This window comes from Paraburkholderia phytofirmans PsJN (assembly GCF_000020125.1).
Lineage (GTDB): Bacteria > Pseudomonadota > Gammaproteobacteria > Burkholderiales > Burkholderiaceae > Paraburkholderia > Paraburkholderia phytofirmans.
In genome coordinates, this window is record NC_010681.1 from 1,064,498 (window position 1) to 1,085,754 (window position 21,257).

Annotated in this window: 18 protein-coding genes and 1 pseudogene; 7 read left to right on the forward strand and 12 right to left on the reverse strand. The window is 63.4% G+C overall.

Annotation, left to right across the window (positions count from 1 at the left end; genetic code table 11):
* Genes tssF through BPHYT_RS04610 form a run of 3 tightly spaced genes read left to right on the forward strand, consistent with a single transcriptional unit; the run spans position 1 to position 4,101 of the window.
* Positions 1-1,890 (forward strand): type VI secretion system baseplate subunit TssF, encoded by a 1,890-nt coding sequence (gene tssF, locus BPHYT_RS04600; RefSeq protein ID WP_012431997.1) that lies wholly within the window; start codon positions 1-3, stop codon positions 1,888-1,890.
* Positions 1,890-3,002 (forward strand): type VI secretion system baseplate subunit TssG, encoded by a 1,113-nt coding sequence (gene tssG / locus BPHYT_RS04605; RefSeq protein ID WP_012431998.1) that lies wholly within the window; start codon positions 1,890-1,892, stop codon positions 3,000-3,002. The genes tssF and tssG overlap by 1 nt, the downstream gene beginning before the upstream one ends.
* Positions 2,995-4,101: a type VI secretion system protein TssA gene (locus tag BPHYT_RS04610; RefSeq protein ID WP_012431999.1), complete on the forward strand. Its 1,107-nt coding sequence runs from the start codon at positions 2,995-2,997 to the stop codon at positions 4,099-4,101. The genes tssG and BPHYT_RS04610 overlap by 8 nt, the downstream gene beginning before the upstream one ends.
* Before the next feature lie 277 nt (positions 4,102-4,378).
* Here the strand turns inward: BPHYT_RS04610 and BPHYT_RS04615 are convergent, their stop codons facing one another.
* The 7 genes and pseudogenes from BPHYT_RS04615 to BPHYT_RS37095 form a co-directional block, all read right to left on the reverse strand.
* The gene (locus BPHYT_RS04615) at positions 4,379-5,260 is read right to left on the reverse strand and encodes an urease accessory protein UreD (protein WP_012432000.1); all 882 of its coding nucleotides are present in this window, start codon (positions 5,258-5,260) and stop codon (positions 4,379-4,381) included.
* A gap of 117 nt (positions 5,261-5,377) precedes the next feature.
* Positions 5,378-6,070 carry an urea ABC transporter ATP-binding subunit UrtE gene (gene urtE, locus BPHYT_RS04620; RefSeq protein ID WP_012432001.1) on the reverse strand — a complete coding sequence of 231 codons (693 nt, stop codon included), beginning with the start codon at positions 6,068-6,070 and terminating at the stop codon, positions 5,378-5,380.
* Between the two features lie 32 nt (positions 6,071-6,102).
* Entirely contained in the window at positions 6,103-6,969 is an 867-nt protein-coding gene (gene urtD / locus BPHYT_RS04625; RefSeq protein WP_012432002.1) for an urea ABC transporter ATP-binding protein UrtD, read from the reverse strand.
* On the reverse strand, positions 6,966-8,150 hold the full coding sequence (urtC, locus tag BPHYT_RS04630) for an urea ABC transporter permease subunit UrtC (protein WP_012432003.1): 1,185 nt from the start codon (positions 8,148-8,150) through the stop codon (positions 6,966-6,968). Before urtC ends, urtD begins: the two co-directional genes overlap by 4 nt.
* Before the next feature lies 1 nt (position 8,151).
* Positions 8,152-9,801: an urea ABC transporter permease subunit UrtB gene (urtB, locus tag BPHYT_RS04635; protein WP_012432004.1), complete on the reverse strand. Its 1,650-nt coding sequence runs from the start codon at positions 9,799-9,801 to the stop codon at positions 8,152-8,154.
* A 210-nt stretch (positions 9,802-10,011) separates the two neighbouring features.
* Positions 10,012-11,307, reverse strand: coding sequence for an urea ABC transporter substrate-binding protein (urtA, locus tag BPHYT_RS04640; RefSeq protein ID WP_012432005.1), 1,296 nt, complete (start codon positions 11,305-11,307; stop codon positions 10,012-10,014).
* Positions 11,308-11,785: 478 nt separating this feature from the next.
* Positions 11,786-12,880: pseudogene (locus BPHYT_RS37095) on the reverse strand (DUF3443 domain-containing protein); the annotation flags it as partial.
* Between the two features lie 17 nt (positions 12,881-12,897).
* Between BPHYT_RS37095 and BPHYT_RS39045 the strand changes: the two are divergent.
* On the forward strand, positions 12,898-13,182 hold the full coding sequence (locus tag BPHYT_RS39045; protein WP_041758278.1) for a hypothetical protein: 285 nt from the start codon (positions 12,898-12,900) through the stop codon (positions 13,180-13,182).
* Positions 13,183-13,425: 243 nt separating this feature from the next.
* Here the strand turns inward: BPHYT_RS39045 and BPHYT_RS04655 are convergent, their stop codons facing one another.
* From BPHYT_RS04655 to BPHYT_RS04675, 5 genes are all read right to left on the reverse strand, one after another.
* On the reverse strand, positions 13,426-13,878 hold the full coding sequence (locus BPHYT_RS04655) for a DUF2844 domain-containing protein (protein WP_012432007.1): 453 nt from the start codon (positions 13,876-13,878) through the stop codon (positions 13,426-13,428).
* Between the two features lie 144 nt (positions 13,879-14,022).
* Complete coding sequence (locus BPHYT_RS04660; RefSeq protein WP_238535627.1) at positions 14,023-15,339, reverse strand: DUF3443 domain-containing protein; 1,317 nt, start codon at positions 15,337-15,339, stop codon at positions 14,023-14,025.
* Between the two features lie 30 nt (positions 15,340-15,369).
* Positions 15,370-15,837: a DUF2844 domain-containing protein gene (locus BPHYT_RS04665; protein ID WP_012432009.1), complete on the reverse strand. Its 468-nt coding sequence runs from the start codon at positions 15,835-15,837 to the stop codon at positions 15,370-15,372.
* Positions 15,838-16,262: 425 nt separating this feature from the next.
* Positions 16,263-16,586, reverse strand: coding sequence for a rhodanese-like domain-containing protein (locus tag BPHYT_RS04670; protein WP_012432010.1), 324 nt, complete (start codon positions 16,584-16,586; stop codon positions 16,263-16,265).
* A 57-nt stretch (positions 16,587-16,643) separates the two neighbouring features.
* Complete coding sequence (locus BPHYT_RS04675) at positions 16,644-17,297, reverse strand: protein-L-isoaspartate O-methyltransferase family protein (protein ID WP_012432011.1); 654 nt, start codon at positions 17,295-17,297, stop codon at positions 16,644-16,646.
* 318 nt (positions 17,298-17,615) lie between these two features.
* Here BPHYT_RS04675 and BPHYT_RS04680 point away from each other — a divergent pair, with 318 nt between their 5' ends.
* The 3 genes from BPHYT_RS04680 to BPHYT_RS04690 are packed head-to-tail and all read left to right on the forward strand — an operon-like array spanning position 17,616 to position 21,179.
* Positions 17,616-18,695, forward strand: coding sequence for a LacI family DNA-binding transcriptional regulator (locus BPHYT_RS04680; RefSeq protein WP_012432012.1), 1,080 nt, complete (start codon positions 17,616-17,618; stop codon positions 18,693-18,695).
* A gap of 2 nt (positions 18,696-18,697) precedes the next feature.
* Positions 18,698-20,185 (forward strand): sugar ABC transporter ATP-binding protein, encoded by a 1,488-nt coding sequence (locus BPHYT_RS04685; protein ID WP_012432013.1) that lies wholly within the window; start codon positions 18,698-18,700, stop codon positions 20,183-20,185.
* Entirely contained in the window at positions 20,166-21,179 is a 1,014-nt protein-coding gene (locus tag BPHYT_RS04690) for an ABC transporter permease (protein ID WP_012432014.1), read from the forward strand. The genes BPHYT_RS04685 and BPHYT_RS04690 overlap by 20 nt, the downstream gene beginning before the upstream one ends.
* Positions 21,180-21,257 lie beyond the last annotated feature (78 nt).

A 21,257-nucleotide genomic window follows, 5' to 3' on the forward strand; every position in this document is an offset into this window, starting at 1 on the left:
ATGGATCCGCGACTGCTCGATTACTACAACCAGGAACTGATGTATGTACGCGAACTGGCTGGCGAGTTCGCGCAACTGCATCCGAAGATCGCGCGGCGGCTCGGCATGCAGGCCGGCGAGATGACCGATCCGTACGTCGAACGGCTGATCGAGTCGTTCAGCTTCATGGCGGCGCGTATGCAGCTCAAGCTCGACGCGGAATTCCCGCGCTTCACGGGACGTCTGCTAGAGGTGATCTACCCGAACTATGTGGCACCGACGCCGTCCATGGCGGTCGCGCGCTTCTATCCGAGCCCGAGCGAAGGCAACCTCGTCGAAGGCTTCCCTGTGCGGCGCGGCAGCATGCTCACGGGCAAGAAGTCGCCGGGGGAGAACACTTTGTGCGAATTCCGCACGGGCCAGGACGTCGCGCTCTATCCGCTCGAGATTACCCATGCACAACTGACGGGGATTCCGCCGGACATTCCCATGCTCGACCGCTATGTGCCGCCCCACACGCAAGTGCGTGGCGCATTGCGGCTGCGATTGCGTTCCACGGGCGATGCCAAAATCGCCGAGCTGCGCGGACTCGACCGACTGCCGGTCTATCTCGCCGGAGATGAGCAGGTTGCGTCGCATCTGTTCGAACTGCTTCACGCGGCAGGCGTTGCGTCGATCACGGGCGAGCCTGGGCGTTTCGGCGACGCGGCGCGCCCCTTCTGTGCGGTCACGCATGGCGCGGTCGCACACGAGGGGCTTGGCGTCGATCAGGGTTTGCTGCCGCTCACCTGGTCGAAATTCCATGGGCACAATCTTCTACACGAATATTTCGCATGTCCGAGCCGCTTTTATTTTTTCACGCTGACCGGACTGCGCGAAGGGCTCAGCAAGGCGAAAGGCCATGAAGTCGAGATCGTGGTGCTGCTCGATCAGTCACCGGACCGGCTGATCGGCCTTGTCGACGCCTCGCGTTTCGCGCTGTTTTGCACACCCGTGATCAATCTGTTTCCGCGCAAAGCGCAGCGCATCGAATTGAATCAGGCCAGCACGGAATTCCATCTGGTTCCGAAGCGCAGCGCGCCGCTCGACTACGAAGTCTATTCGGTCGAAGCACTCACGGCGCAGGTCGGCAAGAACTCGACGGAATTCGCCTTCCGGCCGTTGTATCAAACGCTGAACAACGACGAAGGCAACCACGGGCGCTATTTTTCGCTTCGCCGCGAACGCCGGTTGTTATCTGACTCGGCCCGCCGCTACGGTACGCGCACGCCGTACATTGGAACTGAAGTGTTCGTGTCGCTGGTCGACCAGCAGGAAGCGCCGTATCACGAGGGAATGCGCTATCTGTCGATCGACGCCTGGCTGACCAATCGCGACTTGCCGAATCTGTTGCCGCGCAACGGCGTGGACGATCTGGACGCCGTTGACTCGGTGCCTGCGATCAGCGTCGGCTTGATTCGTGCGCCAAGCGCGCCTCGCGCGCCGTTTGCCGAGCGCGAAACAGCTTGGCGGCTTATCCGGCAACTGAACTTCAACTATTTGCCGCTGGAAGATATGGATCACCGCCCTGGCGGCCAGGGTGTGCGCGACATGCTGCGCCTGTTCCTGACCGGCGACGACGTGGGACCGCGGCGTCAGGTGGAAAGCCTCGTCGGCGTGAAGACGCGGCCGGTCGCGAGGAAGCTGCCCGGTGGCGGCCCGCTGGTGTTCGGTCGCGGCATCGAATGTCAGTTGACGGTCGATGAAACCGGCTTTTCCGGTTTGAGCCCCTACCTGTTCGGGGTGATTCTCGAGCACTATCTGGCACGGCACGTATCTATCAATTCGTTCACGCAGACCGAGCTTCATTCAATGCAGCGCGGCCAGTTGATGCGCTGGCCCGTGCGCATGGGCACACGTGGAGTGGCTTGATGGACCGCGCCTCATTTACGTCGACGCTGCGCGACACGACGCTATCGGCGGATGCAGTCGAGCGGCTGCAGACGCAGCCGTGGCAATTCGGATTTTTCTCGCTGATGCGCCGCATCGGCGCCGATGTGCGTATCGATGCGATCGGCAAGGCGCGGCGTCCGCGTGCGGAGCCATTCCGGCTAGGTCAGAAGCCGAGCCTTGCATTCGCGCCGCGTGAGATCGCCAGTGTGGGCGAACTCGGCGGGCGCCTGCATATTCGTCTGTTAGCACTCGGCATGCTTGGGCCGAATGGGCCGCTGCCCATCCACATGACGGAGATTGCCAGGGAGCGTGAAGAAAGCCGGCGCGATCCTACGCTGGTTCATTTCCTCGATATTTTTCACCATCGCTACCTCACGCTGTTGTACCGCGCATGGGCCGACGCACAGGCGACCGCTGGACTCGACCGTGCCGGGCCCGATAGCGAACGATTCTCCTTCTATGTCGCGAGCCTGACCGGCCAGGATACGCGCGAGATTGGGCAGCGCGCTCTGCCCGCACACGCGCAACTTGCCGCGTCTGCGAATCTCGTGCGTGAAGCCCGCAACCCGGATGGCTTGCGCATGACGCTCGAGCAGTATTTCGGGGTTCCCGTCGCGATCGAGGAGTTCGTTTTTAACTGGATCGACGTTGCTGCCGACGATCACAGCTATATCGGCAAGCCCGGCGCCGCGGCGACGATGGGCGACGGCGCGATGCTCGGGGAGCAGGTGCCCGATCGTCAGCACCGTTTCCGGATCATCATCGGGCCGGTCGATATCGACGAATATCTGCGCTTCACGCCTCGCGGCGCGGATCTGCCGCAACTGGTCGATTGGGTACGGAGTTTCATCGGTCGCGAATTCGAATGGGAGCTGGAGTTGCGCATCCGCGCACAAAGCGCGCCGCCTGCCGTGATGGGCGGCCCGCAGCAATTGGGCTGGTCGGGGTGGCTCGGTCGCTCGCCCAGCGGCGAGCCGATTACCGGCATGCGCTTCGAGCCTGAACGCTACGCCAGCACGTTCGCGAAACAAAGTATCGACGCGGCGGGCAAGCGCCGGGTCACGCCGCAAGTGAAGGGACAAGATGAGTAGCAGCAAGAGACAAGCGACGGCGAAGGTGGCGGCGGTCAAGGCCGTCACACCCCTGCCTCACGACTGGATGTCACCGGTCGATGCCGCCGCCCCGTGCGGGGCCGACCTCGAATACGACCCGGAATTCGTCGTGCTGTCCGCGCAGATGGCGGTGAAAGTGGACGCACAGTACGGCGACTTCGTGGGCATACCGGAACCCGTGAACTGGAGCGAGGTCGAGCGCGATTGCCGACGCCTGATGATGCGCAGCAAGGACATGCGTCTCGCGGTGTGGTTCACGCGTTGCCGCACGAGGCTCGCGGCAGGGGCGGGACTGGCGGAAGGGCTGGGGCTGTTGGCCGCATGGCTCGCCGCGTTTCCCGGTGCGCTCCATCCCCAGCCCGGTGTCGACGACGATCAGGAAGCGGCGCTCGAAATCCGCATGAACGCTTTGCAGGCGTTGACAGATTCGGATGGATTGCTCTCTGACCTGCGGGAGATCGCGTTGACGCGTTCGACCGCCACGCGGCTTCAGATGCGCGATGTCGAGCGCGCGTTTGCACATCCGCGGCCGAGCGATGCGCTCGCGCCCGAGTCCGTTACGCGGCAACTTGAGGATCTGCGCATCCAGCAACCGGACATGCTTCGGGGCTTCGATGACGCGCTCGCGAGCCTGGAGTCCATCGACGTTTGGTGCAAGGCGCATCTGGGCGTCTACTTGCCGGACCTCGCTGCTCTCACGCGGCTGTTGCGGCGCGTAGTGGGAGATCGCTCGCGCGTGACGGTGGCGCCGGTTGACGGATTGACGGAGGTGATGCCGTCCGACGATGCCGGTGCGGCGGCATCGTCGAACGAGGAGACGCGCGTCGAGCATGACGACATTTCGCCACCGGCCGGTTGCGCTGCGCCGGTTAGCCTCGGCGTCAGCGTGGCAGCGGCGGGTCGTGAGGGCGCTTTGGAGCGTATTCGGGAAGCTCGATACTGGTTCGAGCAACACGAACCGAGCAGCCCAATCCCCGTGTTGCTGAAGCGCGCGGAACGGTTTGTGGGGAAACGGTATGTGGATGTCGTCAAGGCCATTCCCACGGAGTTGCTTGAACAATGGGATAGCGAAGAGTAGTCGTGGTGCGCGATGTTTAGAGCCTTCACTGTGATTGCCATCGGAATAGCGCTTCTCGTCGCGGCGTGTTGTTGTCCGCGCGCCAGTTTTTGCAGGAGTCGATTGTTGTGCGAGGAAAGGTCGAGGCCTTGAACGCGCGAGGAAGCCATCCTCAAATCACCTTCTTGCAAAGAAAGGCGAAGTCATTTCGTACCCGCAAGGGGACGTGCTCTCCGGCGCTGCCGATAGCAGTCGATTTGTGCCAAGTCGGTCGCAATTTTCCAAAAAAAATGCCCCCTCAAGTCGCCCAAATCCGCAACGGCACCCCCCCCACCCCATGCACGACCGGCCGCAACTCAATCCAGCATTTCACAAACGCCCGCTGCAGCAATTCCATCGACCTCGAAACCCCCCGCACGACGAGCACTCGAGAAGTCACACAAGAAGCCGCCATCCGCACCGAATCATCAAACGGCAATTGAGCCGTCAACGCCTCAGCAAGCGCATCATCGCAAGCATCCCCAACAGCCCAAAGCGTCCCATACGCAGGAAACCCCGCCAGCCCTTGAGCAGCATCGCGTAGCGAATCATCCGCTTCAAAACTCCCACGCTCGAACCACAGCAACTCGCCATCAGCTCCAACAATCCGCGAAACCGCACGCAAACGCCCATCCGACCACCGCTCACCCGCAGCCTGGCGCCCAAGCTGGGTCGCATCCCAGCCAATCGCAGTGGCGTCGCGAGCCAGCGTCAACGCAAAATCCAGCTCCGCGTTCGCGTGATCGAAAACGATATTATTCTGCGGCAGCCAATCGAGCTTGGCCCGTTCGCCGACACGCACCGCAATCTGCTGCTGCGCCTCGCGTCCATTGGACTTGTACCACTTGGTCGCGCCCGGCGTGGTGATAACAGCATGCGCATCCGCGCCGACATCGACATCAATAGCCAGCCGATCCCCGCCCGCGATTCCACCGGGCGGATGCACGATCACCGCATGACAGATACCCTGTCCTTCAGGATAAAGCGGCCTTTGAACCCGCAACGGCCCATCATGCAACCGATGCTTGAGCGTAGTCCGCTCGTCATGCTTGACGAACCCGAGTTCAAGGCGCGCGCGCCATAGCGAATGCGCGCCGTCTTGAGCGGCAGCGAGCGTGACGTGATTTTCGTGAACCGACATGCGAATGGAATTGCGACCGAACAGAGAAAAACAAAGCGTGCCTGCGCACATCAGGCAACGCTAAACCGCGTCGCCACAGGATGCGGCGAGAATATCACGCCGGCTTCCGAATGCCGCTCACACGGCGATCAACGTCCGCACGCCATCGCTATCCATATTGGCGCCTTCTCCGCCCGCGATGATCTCGCCACGGCTCATCACCCAATACCGATCAGCGATATCCTTGGCGAAGTCGTAATACTGCTCGACGAGCAGCACGGTCATGCCCATTTCCTCGACCAGTTGACGCAGCGTGCGGCCGATATCCTGAATGATCGACGGCTGAATGCCTTCGGTAGGTTCGTCGAGAATCAGCAATTGCGGATCGCTCATCAACGCCCGGCCAATCGCAAGCTGCTGCTGTTGACCGCCCGACAGATCTCCACCGCGCCGGCTGCGCATATCCTTCAGCACCGGGAATAACTCGTAGATACGATCCGGGATCTTCTTGGGCGCCTTCTTGCTGGCGGCCCCCACCAGCAGATTCTCTTCGACGGTCAAGCGCGGAAAGATATCGCGCCCCTGCGGCACATAAGCGAGGCCTTTCTCCACGCGCGAGTAAGTCGGCAGTTTGGTGATCGGCGCGCCGCGCCAGGCGATCGAGCCGCTCTTCGTTTGCACGACGCCCATCAGACAACGCAGCAGCGTAGTCTTGCCCACGCCGTTACGGCCGAGCAGAACAGTGAGTTTGCCGTCGGGCACGGTGAGCTTCACATCGCGCAGAATGTGACTTCCGCCGTAGTACTGGTTCAGGTTTTCTACTTCTAGCATGTCGGTTCAACCTTTTATTGCGGCAACCCGTTTCATCGGCCCAGATAAGACTCGATCACCGTCTCGTCGCGTTTCACTTCGTCGAGTGTGCCGTGAGCGAGCACGCGTCCTTCGGCCATCACCGTGACCTTGCCGGCCGCGCCCGAGAGCGCCGCCACGAACTCCATATCGTGCTCGACGACCATCATCGAACAGGTGCCGCGCAGCTGATTGAGCAACTCGGCGAGTTGCATGGTTTCGTCGTCGGTCATGCCGGCAGCCGGTTCGTCGAGCAGCAGCAGTGCCGGCTGCTGCATCAGCAACATGCCGATTTCGAGCCGTTGCTTCTGTCCATGCGACAGCTCGCCGGCAAGCCGCCGCGCTTCGCTCTCGAGGCCGATCAGCGCCAGCGTCTCTTCAATGCGCGCTTGCGCCTCGCGATCCAGACGCGCGCGCAACGAAGCCCACCAACCCTTATCGGCCTTCATCGCGAGTTCGAGGTTTTCCCACACGGGATGCTGCTCGAACACGGTCGGCTTCTGAAACTTGCGGCCGATACCCGCACGCGCGATGGACGGCTCGTTCATTCGCGTCAGATCGATCGACTGGCCGAGATACACCTTGCCGGAATCCGGCTCCGTCTTGCCGGTGATGACGTCCATCATCGTCGTCTTGCCGGCGCCGTTCGGACCGATGATGCAACGCAATTCGCCGGCGTCGATGGTCAGCGTCAGCGCATTCAATGCCCGAAAACCGTCGAAGCTCACGGTCACGTCTTCGAGATACAGGATCGTGCCGTGCGATACGTCGATCTCGCCGGGCACGACCGTGCGGCCCATGCTCGCGACGCCGCTCAACGAGGTTTCTTCAGCGGGTTCTTCCGGCAAAGCGAGATCAGGAACCATCGGATTTTCATTCATGAGCGGTTCCTCTTGCGCGTCACGAGGTCGATCAGCCCCATGATGCCGTTCGGCAGGAACAGCGGGACCAGCACGAAAATCAGACCGAGAAAGAACAGCCAGTATTCAGGGAAGTTCGCCGTGAAAAAGCTCTTCGCGCCATTCACCGCGAAAGCGCCGATGATCGGGCCGATCAGCGTGCCGCGTCCACCCACGGCGACCCAGATCGCCATTTCGATCGAGTTGCCCGGCGACATTTCACCGGGATTGATGATGCCGACCTGCGGCACATACAACGCGCCGGCGATGCCGCACAACACGGCCGACACGGTCCACACGAACAGCTTGTACGCAAGCGGGCTGTAGCCGAGGAACATCAAACGCGTTTCGCCGTCGCGCACCGCGGTCACCACGCGGCCGAGCTTCGAGGTGACGATGGCCCGCGCGCCGAGAAATGCGAGAATCAGCACGGCAAACGTGATCAGCAGCAGGGCAGTGCGTGTGCCCGGATGCGTGATCGGAAAGCCGCCGATGCGCTTGAAGTCGGTAAAGCCGTTATTGCCGCCGAAGCCGGTTTCGTTGCGATAGAACAGCAGCATCGCGGCGAAGGTCATGGCCTGCGTGATGATCGACAGATACACGCCCTTCACCCGCGAGCGGAACGTGAAGAAGCCGAATACCCACGCGACTACCGCCGGCACCAGTACCACCAGCAGCAGCGCGTAGCCGAGGTGTTGCGTGCCTTGCCAGTACCACGGCAGTTGATGCCAGTCGAGGAACACCATGAAGTCGGGCAGGTCGCTGCCGTACTTGCCTTCGTGGCCGATCGAGCGCATCAGATACATGCCGATCGCGTAGCCGCCGAGCGCGAAGAACAGCGCGTGGCCGAGGCTCAGAATCCCGCAGTAGCCCCACACGAGATCGAGCGCCAGCGCCGCGATCGCGTAGCACATGAACTTGCCGGTGATCGTCATCGCGTAGGCGGACAGATGCAGCGCGCTCGTCTCCGGCACGACCAGAGTGCAGAACGGCACGCCCAAACCGAAGACGACGATCAGCGCAATCAGCGCAAGCCACGCGCGCCGCGACAATAGCGCGGGACGCGGCGGCAGGCCGAGTGCGAAACCGGATTGCGGCTCGCGTCCGGCGCCGGCGCCACCGCTAGTTGCACCGACGTGAGCCGATGAAGTTGCCGATGTCATCTCATGCCTCCGCGCTACGGCCCTTGAGGGCGAACATGCCCTGCGGACGCTTCTGGATGAACAGGACGATCAGCACGAGCACCGCGATCTTCGCGAGCACCGCGCCCCAGAACGGTTCGATTGCCTTGCTGATCAGCCCGAGACCGAAGCCGCCGATCACGGTCCCGGCCAGTTGACCGACACCGCCGAGCACCACGGCCATGAACGAATCGATGATGTAGCTCTGGCCGAGGTCCGGCCCGACGTTGCCGATCTGCGAAAGCGCACAGCCGCCCAGACCCGCGATGCCCGCGCCGAACGCGAACGCATATGAATCGACCCGCGCGGTCTTCACGCCGACGCAGGCCGCCATCCGGCGGTTCTGCGTGACGGCGCGCACAAAGAGGCCGAGACGCGTCTTCGTGAGCACGGCCCACGCGATGCCGACCACGATTAGCGAGAACGCGAGAATCGCCAGCCGGTTGTACGGCAGGATCAGATTCGGCAGTACGGTCACGCCGCCGCTCATCCACGCAGGGTTGACCACCTGCACGTTCTGCGCGCCGAACAGCATGCGCGTCGCCTGAATCAGGATCAGGCTGATGCCGAAGGTGGTCAGCAGCGTTTCGAGCGGACGGCCGTACAGATGCTTCAGCACCAGCCGTTCGAGCACGATGCCCACCAGTCCCGCGGCGACGAACGATGCCGGAATGGCGAGCAGCGGATACCAGTCGAATGCGCCGGGCGCGAAGCGCTGAAAGAGGTTCTGCACGACGTAGGTTGCGTACGCGCCGATCATCAGGAACTCGCCGTGCGCCATGTTGATCACGCCGATCAGTCCGTACGTGATGGCGAGGCCCAGCGCGGCGAGCAGCAGCACGCTGCCGAGCGACAAACCCGCGAACAGCGTGCCGGCAATCTGGCTGCGGCGCTGGATCGCATCGAGTTCGTCGATGCCGCTCTGCGCGGCGGCTCGTACTCGATCGTCGGGCTCGTTGAAGGTGCCGTCCGGCTTCTTCGCGACGAGCGGACGCAGCAGTTCGTTCATGTCGAGGTCGTGGCGGTCAGCGACCAGTTGCACGGCTTCCAGGCGTTTGGCCGCGTCGGCATCATGCAGGGCCGTCATCGCCCACAGCGTGTCGAGGCGCTTCTTCAACGCGGGATCGGTTTCCTTCGCGCGCGCCGCGTCGACGAGCGGTTTGATCGACGGGTCCGGGTTTTGCAGCAACGAGGTGATGGCGGCGTCACGCGCGGCCTTGTCCGGCGAATCGAGTTGCAGACCGGACAACGCGCCGGCGACTTTCGAGCGCAGCAGATTGTTCAGCGTGACCGGTTGCGCATCGCCCGCGGCGACGGTCTTGCCCGTCACCGCGTCTTTTGCCGTATCGCCGTCTTGAAGCAGCACGGCGCCTGCGTCGGTGGCGAGCGCGCTGTCTTCGGAGAGCGCTTTGAGAACCGCCATCGATTCTTTGTCGTGATTGGCGATCAGCTTGTCGATGGCCGCGGACTTCGCGTCGAAGTCGTCGGCGGCGAGCGGCGCGACATCGGCCTGGGTCAGTGCGAAGGCGGCCGGCGGTGCGCCGGCGAGCAGCACGAGCGCCGCGCCAACGACGCCGCGCCGCGCGAGCCGTCGTGCCAGTGTTCGTGCGTCTGTGAGGATGGAAAACGCCATGGTGGCCTTTGAAGAAAATCCGGCAGGGCGGCGCGGCATGTGGGCAAGCGCCGTTGCCGCGCCGTCGAGTTGCTGCGCGCGAGGGTTGTGCCCATCGGACATCTGATCAAGGCACGAACGCGGGTGCGGTGGGCGCCCCCGTCGCGGGATTGCAATCGGCAAATCAACGTGCCGCGCCGGCTAGCTTCGCCACCGCGGCACGCCTTCCTGTCAGGCGACGCGCGAGCGCTTCAGGAACGCCGGAATCGAGCTGACCACGTCCGGCTTGCTCGAATTGCCGGCAATGAACGGGCTCCACGGCTGCGCGCGAATCGCGGTCTTGGTCCGCCACACCACATTGAACTGACCATCGGCGCGCACTTCACCGATCATGACCGGCTTGTGCAGATGGTGGTTGCCGTCCATTTCGAGCGTGAAGCCCGACGGCGCCGCGAAGGTCTGGCCGACCATCGCCACGCGCACCTTGTCCACTTCCGTGCTCTTGGCCTTCTCGACCGCCTGCTTCCACATATGGATGCCGACGAAGGTCGCTTCCATCGGGTCGTTGGTCACGCGCTTGGTGCCGCCCGGCAGGTTGTTCTGCGCGACCCATGCAGCCCATTGCTTCTTGAACTTCTCGTTGGCCGGGTTGCGCAGCGACATGAAGTAGTTCCACGCAGCCAGGTTGCCGACCAGCGGCTTCGTATCGATGCCGCGCAGTTCTTCCTCGCCGACCGAGAACGCGACGACCGGCACGTCCGACGCCTTCAACCCCTGGTTGCCCAGTTCCTTGTAGAACGGCACGTTCGAGTCGCCGTTCACCGTCGAGATCACCGCGGTCTTGCCGCCTTGCGAGAAGGTCTTGATGTTCGCGACGATGGTCTGATAGTCGCTGTGGCCGAACGGCGTGTAGACCTCCTGGATATCGGCTTCCTGCACGCCCTTCGACTTGAGGAACGCGCGCAGGATCTTATTGGTCGTGCGGGGGTACACATAGTCGGTGCCCAACAGGAAGAAGCGCTTGGCGCCGCCGCCTTCCGCGCTCATCAGGTATTCGGTCGCCGGAATCGCCTGCTGATTCGGCGCTGCGCCCGTGTAGAACACGTTGCGCGACATTTCCTCGCCTTCGTACTGGACCGGGTAGAACAGCAGGCCGTTCAGTTCCTCGAACACCGGCAGCACCGATTTGCGCGACACGGAAGTCCAGCAGCCGAACACCACGGCGCACTTGTCCTGCGTGATCAGCTGACGCGCTTTTTCAGCGAAGAGCGGCCAGTTCGACGCCGGGTCGACCACCACCGGTTCCAGTTGACGGCCCATCACGCCGCCGTTCTTGTTGATGTCCGCAATGGTCATCAACGCCGTGTCCTTAAGCGATGTCTCCGAGATCGCCATCGTGCCCGACAGCGAATGCAGGATACCTACCTTGATCGGACCACTGGACTGCGCCTGCGCAAACGGAACCTGACCTGCAAGCGCCAACGCGCCCGACATGGAGCCGAACTTCAACAGACTGCGACGTTTCATGTATATCCCCTTGCCATTGATGGTGACTGTTTATGGGCGTCGATTTCAGCCAGCAGGGCTTATCCCGCATGACTTGCCGCTTGTGTACTGCAAGGCACATGCCATGCAGTAAATTCGACTTGGATGGCGTGGAGGCATGCTGCGGCGCGGCCGCGGGATGGCGGCTGTATGCGTGATATGGCGCAGAATTGGTGCAGCATCGCGCGACGCGCCTCGTTCGGGTGCGTGTCGCGCCGCAACGAAGCGCATGCATCCGCCAACGGGCGTCGGCGGTGCATGGCCGCTGCGCGGTTGTGCATGTGGTGTACGTGCCTACACTGAGGCGCGGATCGATGAGGTCTTTACTTACGACCTCGGGATGTTGACGGAAACGGATTAAGTCGGGTTTGATCGGAGCACAGAGACGGCCGGCGTGGTGGGGCGCCGGCCGTTGTCTATTTCGATTCTCTAATAAGGCAGTTGCGAAGCGCGCGTTCGATCAGAAGGCGATGAACGGCCCTGGTTGTTTGCCGACCACCACGTTATTGATCGCGGTGTACACGCTTCGGCCGAAGAAGAACGGCAAGCCCCAGATGAACATGCCGGCCGAGGGCGAACCCAGGCTGTCGTAAGCGGCGTATTGATTGGTCAGCAGGGTCCAGCCGTTCGCCAGCGAAAACGGTACGTTGACGGATGCGCCGGCTTTGTCGGCGCCGGTGAGCAAGGCGGACAGGCTGAGCGTGGTTGCCGGCACGTACCAGTCGCCGGAGTAGGGCACCGTGTAGTCCGCAAAGATGTTCGCATTGGAACCGCTGTCGATGGCGCTGCTAAACGTGTTGCCCTTGTACGTGGTCGAGAAATATCCGTACTGATCGAGCGCGAGAATGTTCGGCTGCGAGGGCATGGCATTGTTGTTCTGCGTGCCGATACCGAACACCAATTCACCCGTCACGCTCGCCTGGCCGCCCGCGGGCAGCGCGGGCAGACGGATGATCGTGCCGTTGTTGTCCGAGGTGAAATCGGCGACTGGATTCATGACCTGCGTGTCGAGAGGAACACGCGTGCTCGTGCATGACGTCGCGGACGTGCAGTAGTAATAAGCCGATGGCAGTACCGTCTGCGCAGCCGCAGGGAAGTCGCGTTGCGCCGGGCCGATGCCGATCACGCCATTCGCGCCGAGCGCCGTTGGCGAGCCGAGGTTGTAGACGCCGCGCGACTGGCAGTCCGAGGGCGTCGCGTACTGGTCGTCGGCAATCACCTGCAGCGGCATGTTGCCCGCTGTCTTGCCGCCGATCGTGACGTCCGCGCGCTTGATGGACCCCCACGTATAGCCCGATCCGAACACGGCGCATTCGGCGATCGACGCGTTGCCGGTCGGATCGTCGGTGGCGCCGGATTGCTTCGGCAAGTGGGCGGCGAGCGCGGACCCCAACGCACTGCCGAGCACGCGCACGCCGACCGAGCCGGTGTCGAGCTGCATGTGATCGACTGTCGCGCATTGATTGCTGCCCTGAACGCCCGGGATGCAGATCGTCGCGGTCACGTACGGCATGTTCGCGTAGTTGCCCGTCCAGCGCTCGATGGTGATGGGGGCGGTATTGGAGGTGGGGGTTGGGGTTGGGGTGGGCGTCGGAGTCGGTGTCGGCGTTGGAGTCGGTGTTGGTGTTGGTGTTGGTGTTGGTGTTGGTGTCGGAGTCGGAGTCGGAGTCGGAGTCGGAGTCGGAGTCGGAGTCGGAGTCGGAGTCGGAGTCGGAGTTGGAGTTGGAGTCGGAGTTGGAGTCGGCTTTGGCGCTGGTGCCGGAGTCGGAGTCGGAGTCGGCATCGGAGTCGGAGTCGGAGTCGGCATCGGCGTCGGCATCGGCGTCGAAGGCGGCGTTGGCTGTGGAATGGGCGTAGGCGTCGGAACGGGCGCCGCTGGCGCCGTAGACGCTCCACTCGCGCCCGGCGAAGAAGCCGCCGTCGCTCCCGCAGACCCCGCTGCCGGATTTTCGCTATTCTTGGCCGCACTACTGCTGCCATCATCGCCGCTACCGCCGCCTCCACACGCAGACAACGCCACGCTGGCACCCAGCAGCGCACAGCAAAGTGTCTTATTCAATGCCTTCATGTTTAGCGTGTTGAATGAGTCTGCGCGCCGCTTCATTGCAGTTGCTCCAAGCGAACGTTAACGGGAACCAGACGCGGCAGATACGCCTTGCCGAAAAAGCGTCCGGCACGGCCCGCTGACTCGATATGAAAATCGCCGTTGTGTTCGATCATCGGTCCGGCGCCGCGCGCGCGTTGGGCGGCAGCGTTCGTGAAATTGGGAAAGTAGCTGCCGAGCAGTGCGCTCATATCCGGGCGCACCGGACCTTGCCAGGTGACGGCAAACACCACGTTGCTGGGCAAGACGTATTCATGAATCGTGACGCCGTCGGCGCCAGACGTAGCGCGCATCGTGTACGGCGCGGCCACTGCGGACGCGTTCAGAGAAACCGCTGATCGGAGCACCGGCTGCGACGCCGCGCCCGTACCTGGCGCCCCACCCAATGCCGCATAAGAGGCGAGCGGCAACATGCCCGCGACAGCCAGCGCGAGCTTCAAAAAATTCATCACATTGCTCCAGAAGACAGGTCGGAGCATGGTGCCAGCGGGGCGTTATTGGGACTGCTGGAAAAGTCCCAATCGAAAATCGGAAATGGCTTGAGAAGACGCCGCTATCGCGCAGCGCCTCCATCCCAGCCATGCGGCCGGTCGTCAGAACGCGACGAACGGGCCTACCAGCTTGCCGGCCTTAGCATTGCCGATCACGTTATAGACGTCGCGGCCATAAAAGAACGGCAGTCCCCATAGGAACATGTTGTCGTCACTATTCGAAAAGTACTGGCCGAGATTGATGAACGCGGCGTTTCCGCTTGCCAGCAAATTGTTGGCGTTGTCGATCGAAAACGGCATCTGGAGCGGCGCGCTTGATCCGTTATTCGGCTCGATCGTCGCGGTCAGTTCAAGTGTGCTCGTCGGTGTGTATAAGCCGTTGACCGAAACCGGAATCGCGTTATCCGGGAACGCGTAACCGAGGGTGCCGCTATCGATTGCGCTCTCGTTGAACACCTGCCCCTTGTACTGCGTTCTGAACGTACCGTATTTGTCCAACGCAATGACCGTGGCATTCGCCGGCAACGCGTTGTTCTGCTGCGTGCCGACGCCGAACACCAACTGGCCCAAGACGCTTGCCTGACCCGTCGCAGGCACAGCGGGCAGACGGATGACCATGCCGTTGTTGTCCGTGGCGAAGGCGGAGACCGGATTCGTGACTTCTTTGCTCGCCAGCATGCGCGTGCTCACGCAACTGTTTTGCGTCGGGCAATAGTAGTAAAGACCGGGTACCGCTTTGGTCAGGGCATCCAGGGAGTCGCCGGCGAAGTTGTCGATGCCGAGAATGCCGCTGACTCCCATCACGTCGAGGGACCTGCCCAGGTCGCCGCCGCCGTGCGCAATACAGTCGTCCGGCGTGGTGAATGCGCCATCGGAAACCACCTGGATCGGGATATTGCTCGCCGTCTTGCTGCCGATCGTGATATCGGCGCGCTTGACCGACCCCCAGGTGTAGCCCGACGCGAACGGCGCGCACTCGGCAATCGGCGCCGAGCCGATCTTGTCGTCCACCGCGCCGGCTTGCGTGAGCAGCACAGGGGCCAGCGTGCGTATCGCGCGGGCTGAAATGCGCACGCCTGTCGAGCCGGTGTCGACCAGCATGTTGTCGACGGTCACGCACTGGGGCGCGCCCTGTGTGCCGGGCACGCAAACCTTGATCGATGCGAGAAGCCGGTTGACGTTGCCCGTCGATGTATCGACGCGAACCGGCACCGTGTTGTCGCCGGTGGCAGGCGTGGATGAATTGTTCGAGCTACCCGAACCGCCAGAGCCAGGCGGCGCCGGGGTCCAGGCGGGCTTGGCGTCCCATCCCATGGGGTTGCTGCCCTGGTTGCCACTCGAGCTTCCGCCGCCGCACGCGCAGAGAGCGAGCCCCGCGAGGGCCGCGACGACCCGTAGCGTCTTCTTCAGTGTGTTCATGTTTTGTTTTTTCATCGCTCGACGTCGTGCTTATTTCAGATCGCCCGGACGCAGACCGGCGGGCATCAAACGAGGTAGCCAGGCCATGCCGCTGAAGCGCCCCATGCGGCCGGCGGATTCGATACGAAAGTCGTCGTTGCCGTCGATCAGCGGCCCGGTGCCTTGCGCGCGGTTTTGCCCGGCGTTGACGAAGTTGGGAAAGTAGCTGCCGAGCAGCGCCGTCATGTCCGGACGGATTGGGCCGTTCCACTTGACCGCGAACACGATGTTCTCGGGCAGCACGTATTCGCGGATGGTGACGCCGTTGGCGTCGACCGATTGGCGCATCGAGTAGGGCGCCGTGTTCTTCGGCTGAACAGCGGCCGTCGCGGCGGACTGCGACATAGCGCGCAACGTGGCAGGCGAGGCTTCGCCGGTGCCCGGCGCGCCACCCAAGGCTGCATGCGACGCGAGCGGCAACAAGGTTGCGGCCAACATCGCGGTCTTCAAAAATCTCATCACACGGCTCCTCAAACGGTCGCAAGCATGGTGCCTGTGCGGTGTTCAGGAAACCGTATGAAATTTCGGAAGCGAGTGAGTGAAGCGGCGCAACGAAAGCCAGCCGTTAGCGTTTGGCAGACGGGGAACGTGATTGAGTCGGAAGAAGACGGCAGGTCGCCGCCGAAACCGGTGTTCTGAAGCCTCGCGGTGAGCGACGCCGGGGCCTACGCAAGGAGCGTGGCGCGCGCGGCAGTTCTTGCTGTGGGCGACGATGGGCCACGAGCGAAGCATGCGATTTGCAACAGCGCATCTTTAAAGATGCGCTGCGTCGTAGAAGCGGGGAGAAGCCGACGGCCTAAACGGCTAGTACATGCAGCGCCAGGCCAGGCGCCAGAGGGACCGTGAGGACCCGCCCCGGCTGGCGCGTCACTGCGGCCGTACGATCAGTAGGTCGGAACGGACGGATCGACCTGACGCGACCACGCGTCGATCCCGCCTTGCAGATTGAAGACGTTGGTATGGCCGCGCGACTCGAGGAACATCGCGACCTGGGCGCTGCGCGCGCCATGATGGCAGACGCAGACGATTTGCGCGTCGTCGTCGAGTTCTTCGCTGCGCGCGGGAATCTCACGCATCGGAATCGACACGGCGCCGGCGATCGACGCCGTCTGGATTTCCCACGGCTCGCGCACGTCGAGCAGCACGGGCGCGGTACGTGAAGTGTCGGCAAGCCATTCGGCGAGCGCCGGAGCGGTCAGATTTTGCATCAGCGGAACATCCGGTTCAGAGGACGGCGGCGCTGCCGGCCGTCCGGAGCTTATGAATCAGAACTTGAAACGCGACGGCTGCACGGCGTTGATGAGCGGCTCGACATACGTTTCGAACACGTCGGCAATGCGGTATTGCTTCTCGTCGATACGCGTGATGACCTGCGCCTTCATGACCGGCGCGGTGCCGACGAACGCCGCCAGGCGGCCGCCGATCTTCAGATGGTCGAGCATTTCCTGGGGCAGCACCGGCAGGCCGCCCGACACGCAGATCACGTCGTACGGCGCCGCGCCGGCCCAGCCGCGCGAGGCGTCGCCGGTGGCGACTTCGGCGTTCAGCACGCCGTTGGCGATCAGATTGCTCTTTGCCAGTTCCGCCAGTTCCGGTTCGATGTCGACGGTCAGCACGTGCTGCGCGCGATGCGCGAGCAACGCGGCCATGTAGCCCGAGCCCGCGCCGATTTCAAGCACGCTTTCGTGTTTCTTCACCGCCAGTTCCTGCAGCACGCGTGCTTCGACACGCGGCGCCAGCATGTGCTGGCCGGCCGGCAACGGCACTTCGAAGTCGACGAAGGCCAGCTCGCGATACGCGGTCGGGACAAAGTTTTCACGCTTGACGATCGAAAGCAGATTCAGCACGTCCTGGTCGAGCACTTCCCAGGGGCGGATCTGCTGTTCGATCATGTTGAAACGCGCTTGCTCGATGTTCATGGTGGGTTCGGCTGTATGGTTTGGCGAGTTCTGCGGGGTTTGCTGCGGTTGCTGCTTTGCTGCTTTTACGATCAGCCACTGACCGCCGGTCTTGCCCGCGCAACTCAGCACGCAAGGCCCGTCAGGGTAACTGCGGGATTGTACCAAATGACGGTGACGATCCGCGCCCTCGCGGGCAGGGCGCGGCGCCACCGCGAGACGAAAGGTGGCGATGCCCGGCCGCGCACGCCCCCGTGTTTATCCCTAGCGATCTTTCCTTGCGCTTCCCGCGTCCATCGCTCAAGAATGTAATCGATTACATTTTCGAGGCGAATTCACTTGTCCAGATCGTCGTCCAGGAAGGCTTCCGCGGCGGTGTCCGCGGCGCGTCCCCGGCCCGGCGTCGCGCCTTTGCGCGGCGCGGCCGAGGGCATGTCGATCGCCGGCGTGGCCGAGCAGGCGGGCGTCTCGGTGGCGACGGTGTCGCGCGTGCTGAACGGCCACGAGAACGTGCGGCCCGCCACGCGCGACAAGGTGCTGGCCGCCGTCGATGCGAGCGGCTACCGCGTCAACGAACTCGCGCGCAACCTGCGCACCGCCGAAAGCCGCCTGCTGCTGACCATGGTGCCGGACGTCGGCAACCCCTTTTACGCGGAGATCGTGCGCGGCATCGACAGCGTGGCGCGTCAGCATGGCTACTTCATGCTGCTGTGCGACACCGGCGCCGATCCGGGCCGCGAGCGCAGCTACTTCGACTTGCTGCGGCGGCGCCGCGCGGACGGCGCGATCTGTCTCGACCCGGCCACCATCCAGCAGGCGCTGGGCGAAACCTCCAGCGCGCTGCCGTGGGTCGCGTGCTGCGAGTTCGATCCGGCAATGGGCGTGCCGTATGTCGGCATCGACAACTACCGCGCCGCGGGCGACGCCGTCAGGCATCTGCTCGCGCGCGGCCACCGTCGTATCGGCCTTATCAATTCCGATGTCGATTATCTGTACGCACGGCAGCGTCAGCAGGGCTATCTGGACGCGTTGAGCGCAGCTGGCATCACGCCGGACGAACGCTGGCGCATGAATCTGAACAGCCTCGACTATGAAGCGGGCGCGTCGGCGGCAGCCACACTGATGAATCAGCCGCAAGCGCCGAGCGCGATCTTCGCGGTCTCCGACACGCTCGCGATCGGCGTGATCCACGGCCTGCGCAGCGTCGGCAAGCGCGTGCCGGACGACATCGCGGTGGTCGGCTTCGACGACATCTCGCTCGCCGCGCAGATCGATCCGCCGCTCACCACCATCGCGCAGCCCATGCGCGAGCTGGGCGAAACCGCCGCGCGTCTGTTGCTGCAGCGGCTCGCCAATCCGTTGGCGAACGTGCCGGGCGTGCTGCTGCCGCATCGGCTCGTGATTCGCGGGAGCGCCTAACCATGAGTCTCGCGATCCGTTTCGACGACATCCGCAAAGACTTCGGCCCGGTGCGCGTGCTGCACGGCGTGAGCTTCGAGCTGGCGCCGGGGCGCATCTACGGTCTGCTCGGCGAGAACGGCGCGGGCAAATCCACGCTGATGAAAATTCTTGCCGGCTACGAAACGGCAACCTCGGGCACTTTGCTGGTCGACGGGCAAGCGCACCAATTCATCGGTTCGCGCGACGCCGAAGCGCAAGGCATCGTGCTGATCCACCAGGAGTTCAATCTCGCCGAGCACCTGACGATCGCGCAGAACATGTATCTCGGTCACGAAAAAAAGCGCGGCTGGTTCGTCGACGATGCCGCGATGAACACCGAGGCCGCGCGTTTTCTCGCGCAGGTCGGTCTGGAAAAAGCGCCGGACACGAAGGTGCGCGAATTGATCGTCGCGGAAAAGCAGATGGTGGAGATCGCCAAGGCGTTGTCGCGCCGCGCGCGGCTGCTCATCATGGACGAACCCACCGCGACGCTCACGCCGTCCGAGACCGAACGACTCTTCACGCTGATGGCGAAGCTCAAGGCCGACGGCGTGACCATCATCTACATCTCGCACAAGCTGGATGAAGTGGAGCGCATCACCGACGAAGTGATCGTAATGCGCGACGGCCGCTTCGTCGCGCGCGGCGAAACCGCGGGACTCGCGCGCCAGCAGATGGCCAACCTGATGGTCGGCCGCGAGCTCTCGGACATGTTTCCCGACAAGATCACCGTGTCCGCCGACGCGCCGCTCGCGTTGAAGGTGGAAGGCCTGGCCGTGCCGGATTGGGTCGAAGACCTGAGCTTCGACGTGCACGCCGGCGAAGTGCTTGGTTTCGCGGGTCTGGTGGGCGCGGGCCGCACCGAGGCGTTCGAAGCGATCATCGGTCTACGCAAGCGCACCGCGGGCCGCATCGAAGTCGCCGGCCGTCCCGCCGATCTGAAAAGCCCGCGTGACGCAATGCGCCACGGCATCACGTATCTCAGCGAGGACCGCAAGGGCAAAGGCCTGCACGTGAACCTGAGCCTGCAGGACAACGTCACGCTGATGACGCTCGAACGTTACGCGCACCCGTTGCTCGACATGAAAGCGGGGCGCGCCGCGTTGACCAAAGCCGTGAGCGAATTCGGCATCCGCACGGGCGACCTGTCGAGCCGCGCGCGCATGCTCTCCGGCGGCAATCAGCAGAAGCTCGCGCTCGCCAAGTACCTGCAGCCCGACCCGAACGTGATCGTGCTCGACGAGCCGACGCGCGGCGTCGATGTCGGTGCGAAACGCGACATCTATTTTCTGATTCATCGTCTCGCCGCGCAGGGCCGCGCGGTGATTGTCATTTCATCCGAACTGATCGAGCTGATCGGACTGTGCCACCGCGTCGCCGTGATGCGCGCGGGACGCCTGCAAGCCACGCTCACGCTCGACCATCTGACCGAAGAGGAGTTGATCGCCCATGCGACCGGCACCCACTGAAGCCGTGCAATCCGGCCGCGCGTTGCGCTTCGCGCATCGACTGTATGCGCTCGGGCCCCTCGTCGGACTCATCGCGCTGTGCGTGATCGGCACGCTGCTCAACCGCGATTTCGCCACCGTCGACAACCTGATGAACGTGCTCACGCGCACTTCGTTCATCGGCATCATCGCGGTCGGCATGACCTTCGTGATCATTTCGGGCGGCATCGATCTGTCGGTCGGATCGATGGCGGCGCTGATCGCGGGCAGCATGATCTGGCTGATGAACGGACTCGCGGCGGGCGTCGGCGGACACGCGTTTCCGCCGCTGATGATTCTCACGCTCGGCATCGTCGGCGCGCTGATGCTTGGCGGCCTGTTCGGCTGCGCGCACGGCTTGCTGATCACCAAAGGGCGCATCGAGCCGTTCATCGTCACGCTCGGCACGTTGGGCATCTTTCGCGCGGTGCTGACCTGGCTCGCCGACGGCGGCGCGCTGACTTTGGATAACTCGCTGTCCGACTTGTACGGTCCGGTGTACTACGCGAGCCTGTTCGGCGTGCCTGTGCCGATCTGGGTGTTCCTCGTGGTCGCGGCCGGCGGCGCGCTGATCCTCAATCGCACGGCGTTCGGCCGTCACGTGCAGGCGATCGGCTCGAACGAGCAGGTCGCGCGTTACGCGGCGATTCGCGTCGACACCGTGAAGATCGTCACGTATGTGTTGCTTGGGATTTGCGTGGGCGTGGCCACGGTGCTGTATGTGCCGAGGCTCGGCTCGACCACGCCGACGACCGGTTTGCTTTGGGAGCTCGAAGCGATCGCCTCGGTGGTGGTCGGCGGCACCGCGCTCAAGGGCGGCGAAGGGCGCGTGATCGGCACGGTGATCGGCGCGATCCTGCTCTCGGTGATCGCCAACATTCTGAATCTGACCAGCATCATCAGCGTGTATCTGAACGCGGCGGTGCAGGGCGTAGTGATTATCTTCGTCGCGTTCGTACAACGTGGACGGCGGTAGCGGTGGCGCTTCATATTGCGCCTTGAATTTTGCAATCACGGCGAGTTGAGAATCGGGGCGCACGAACGCCTCACAAAA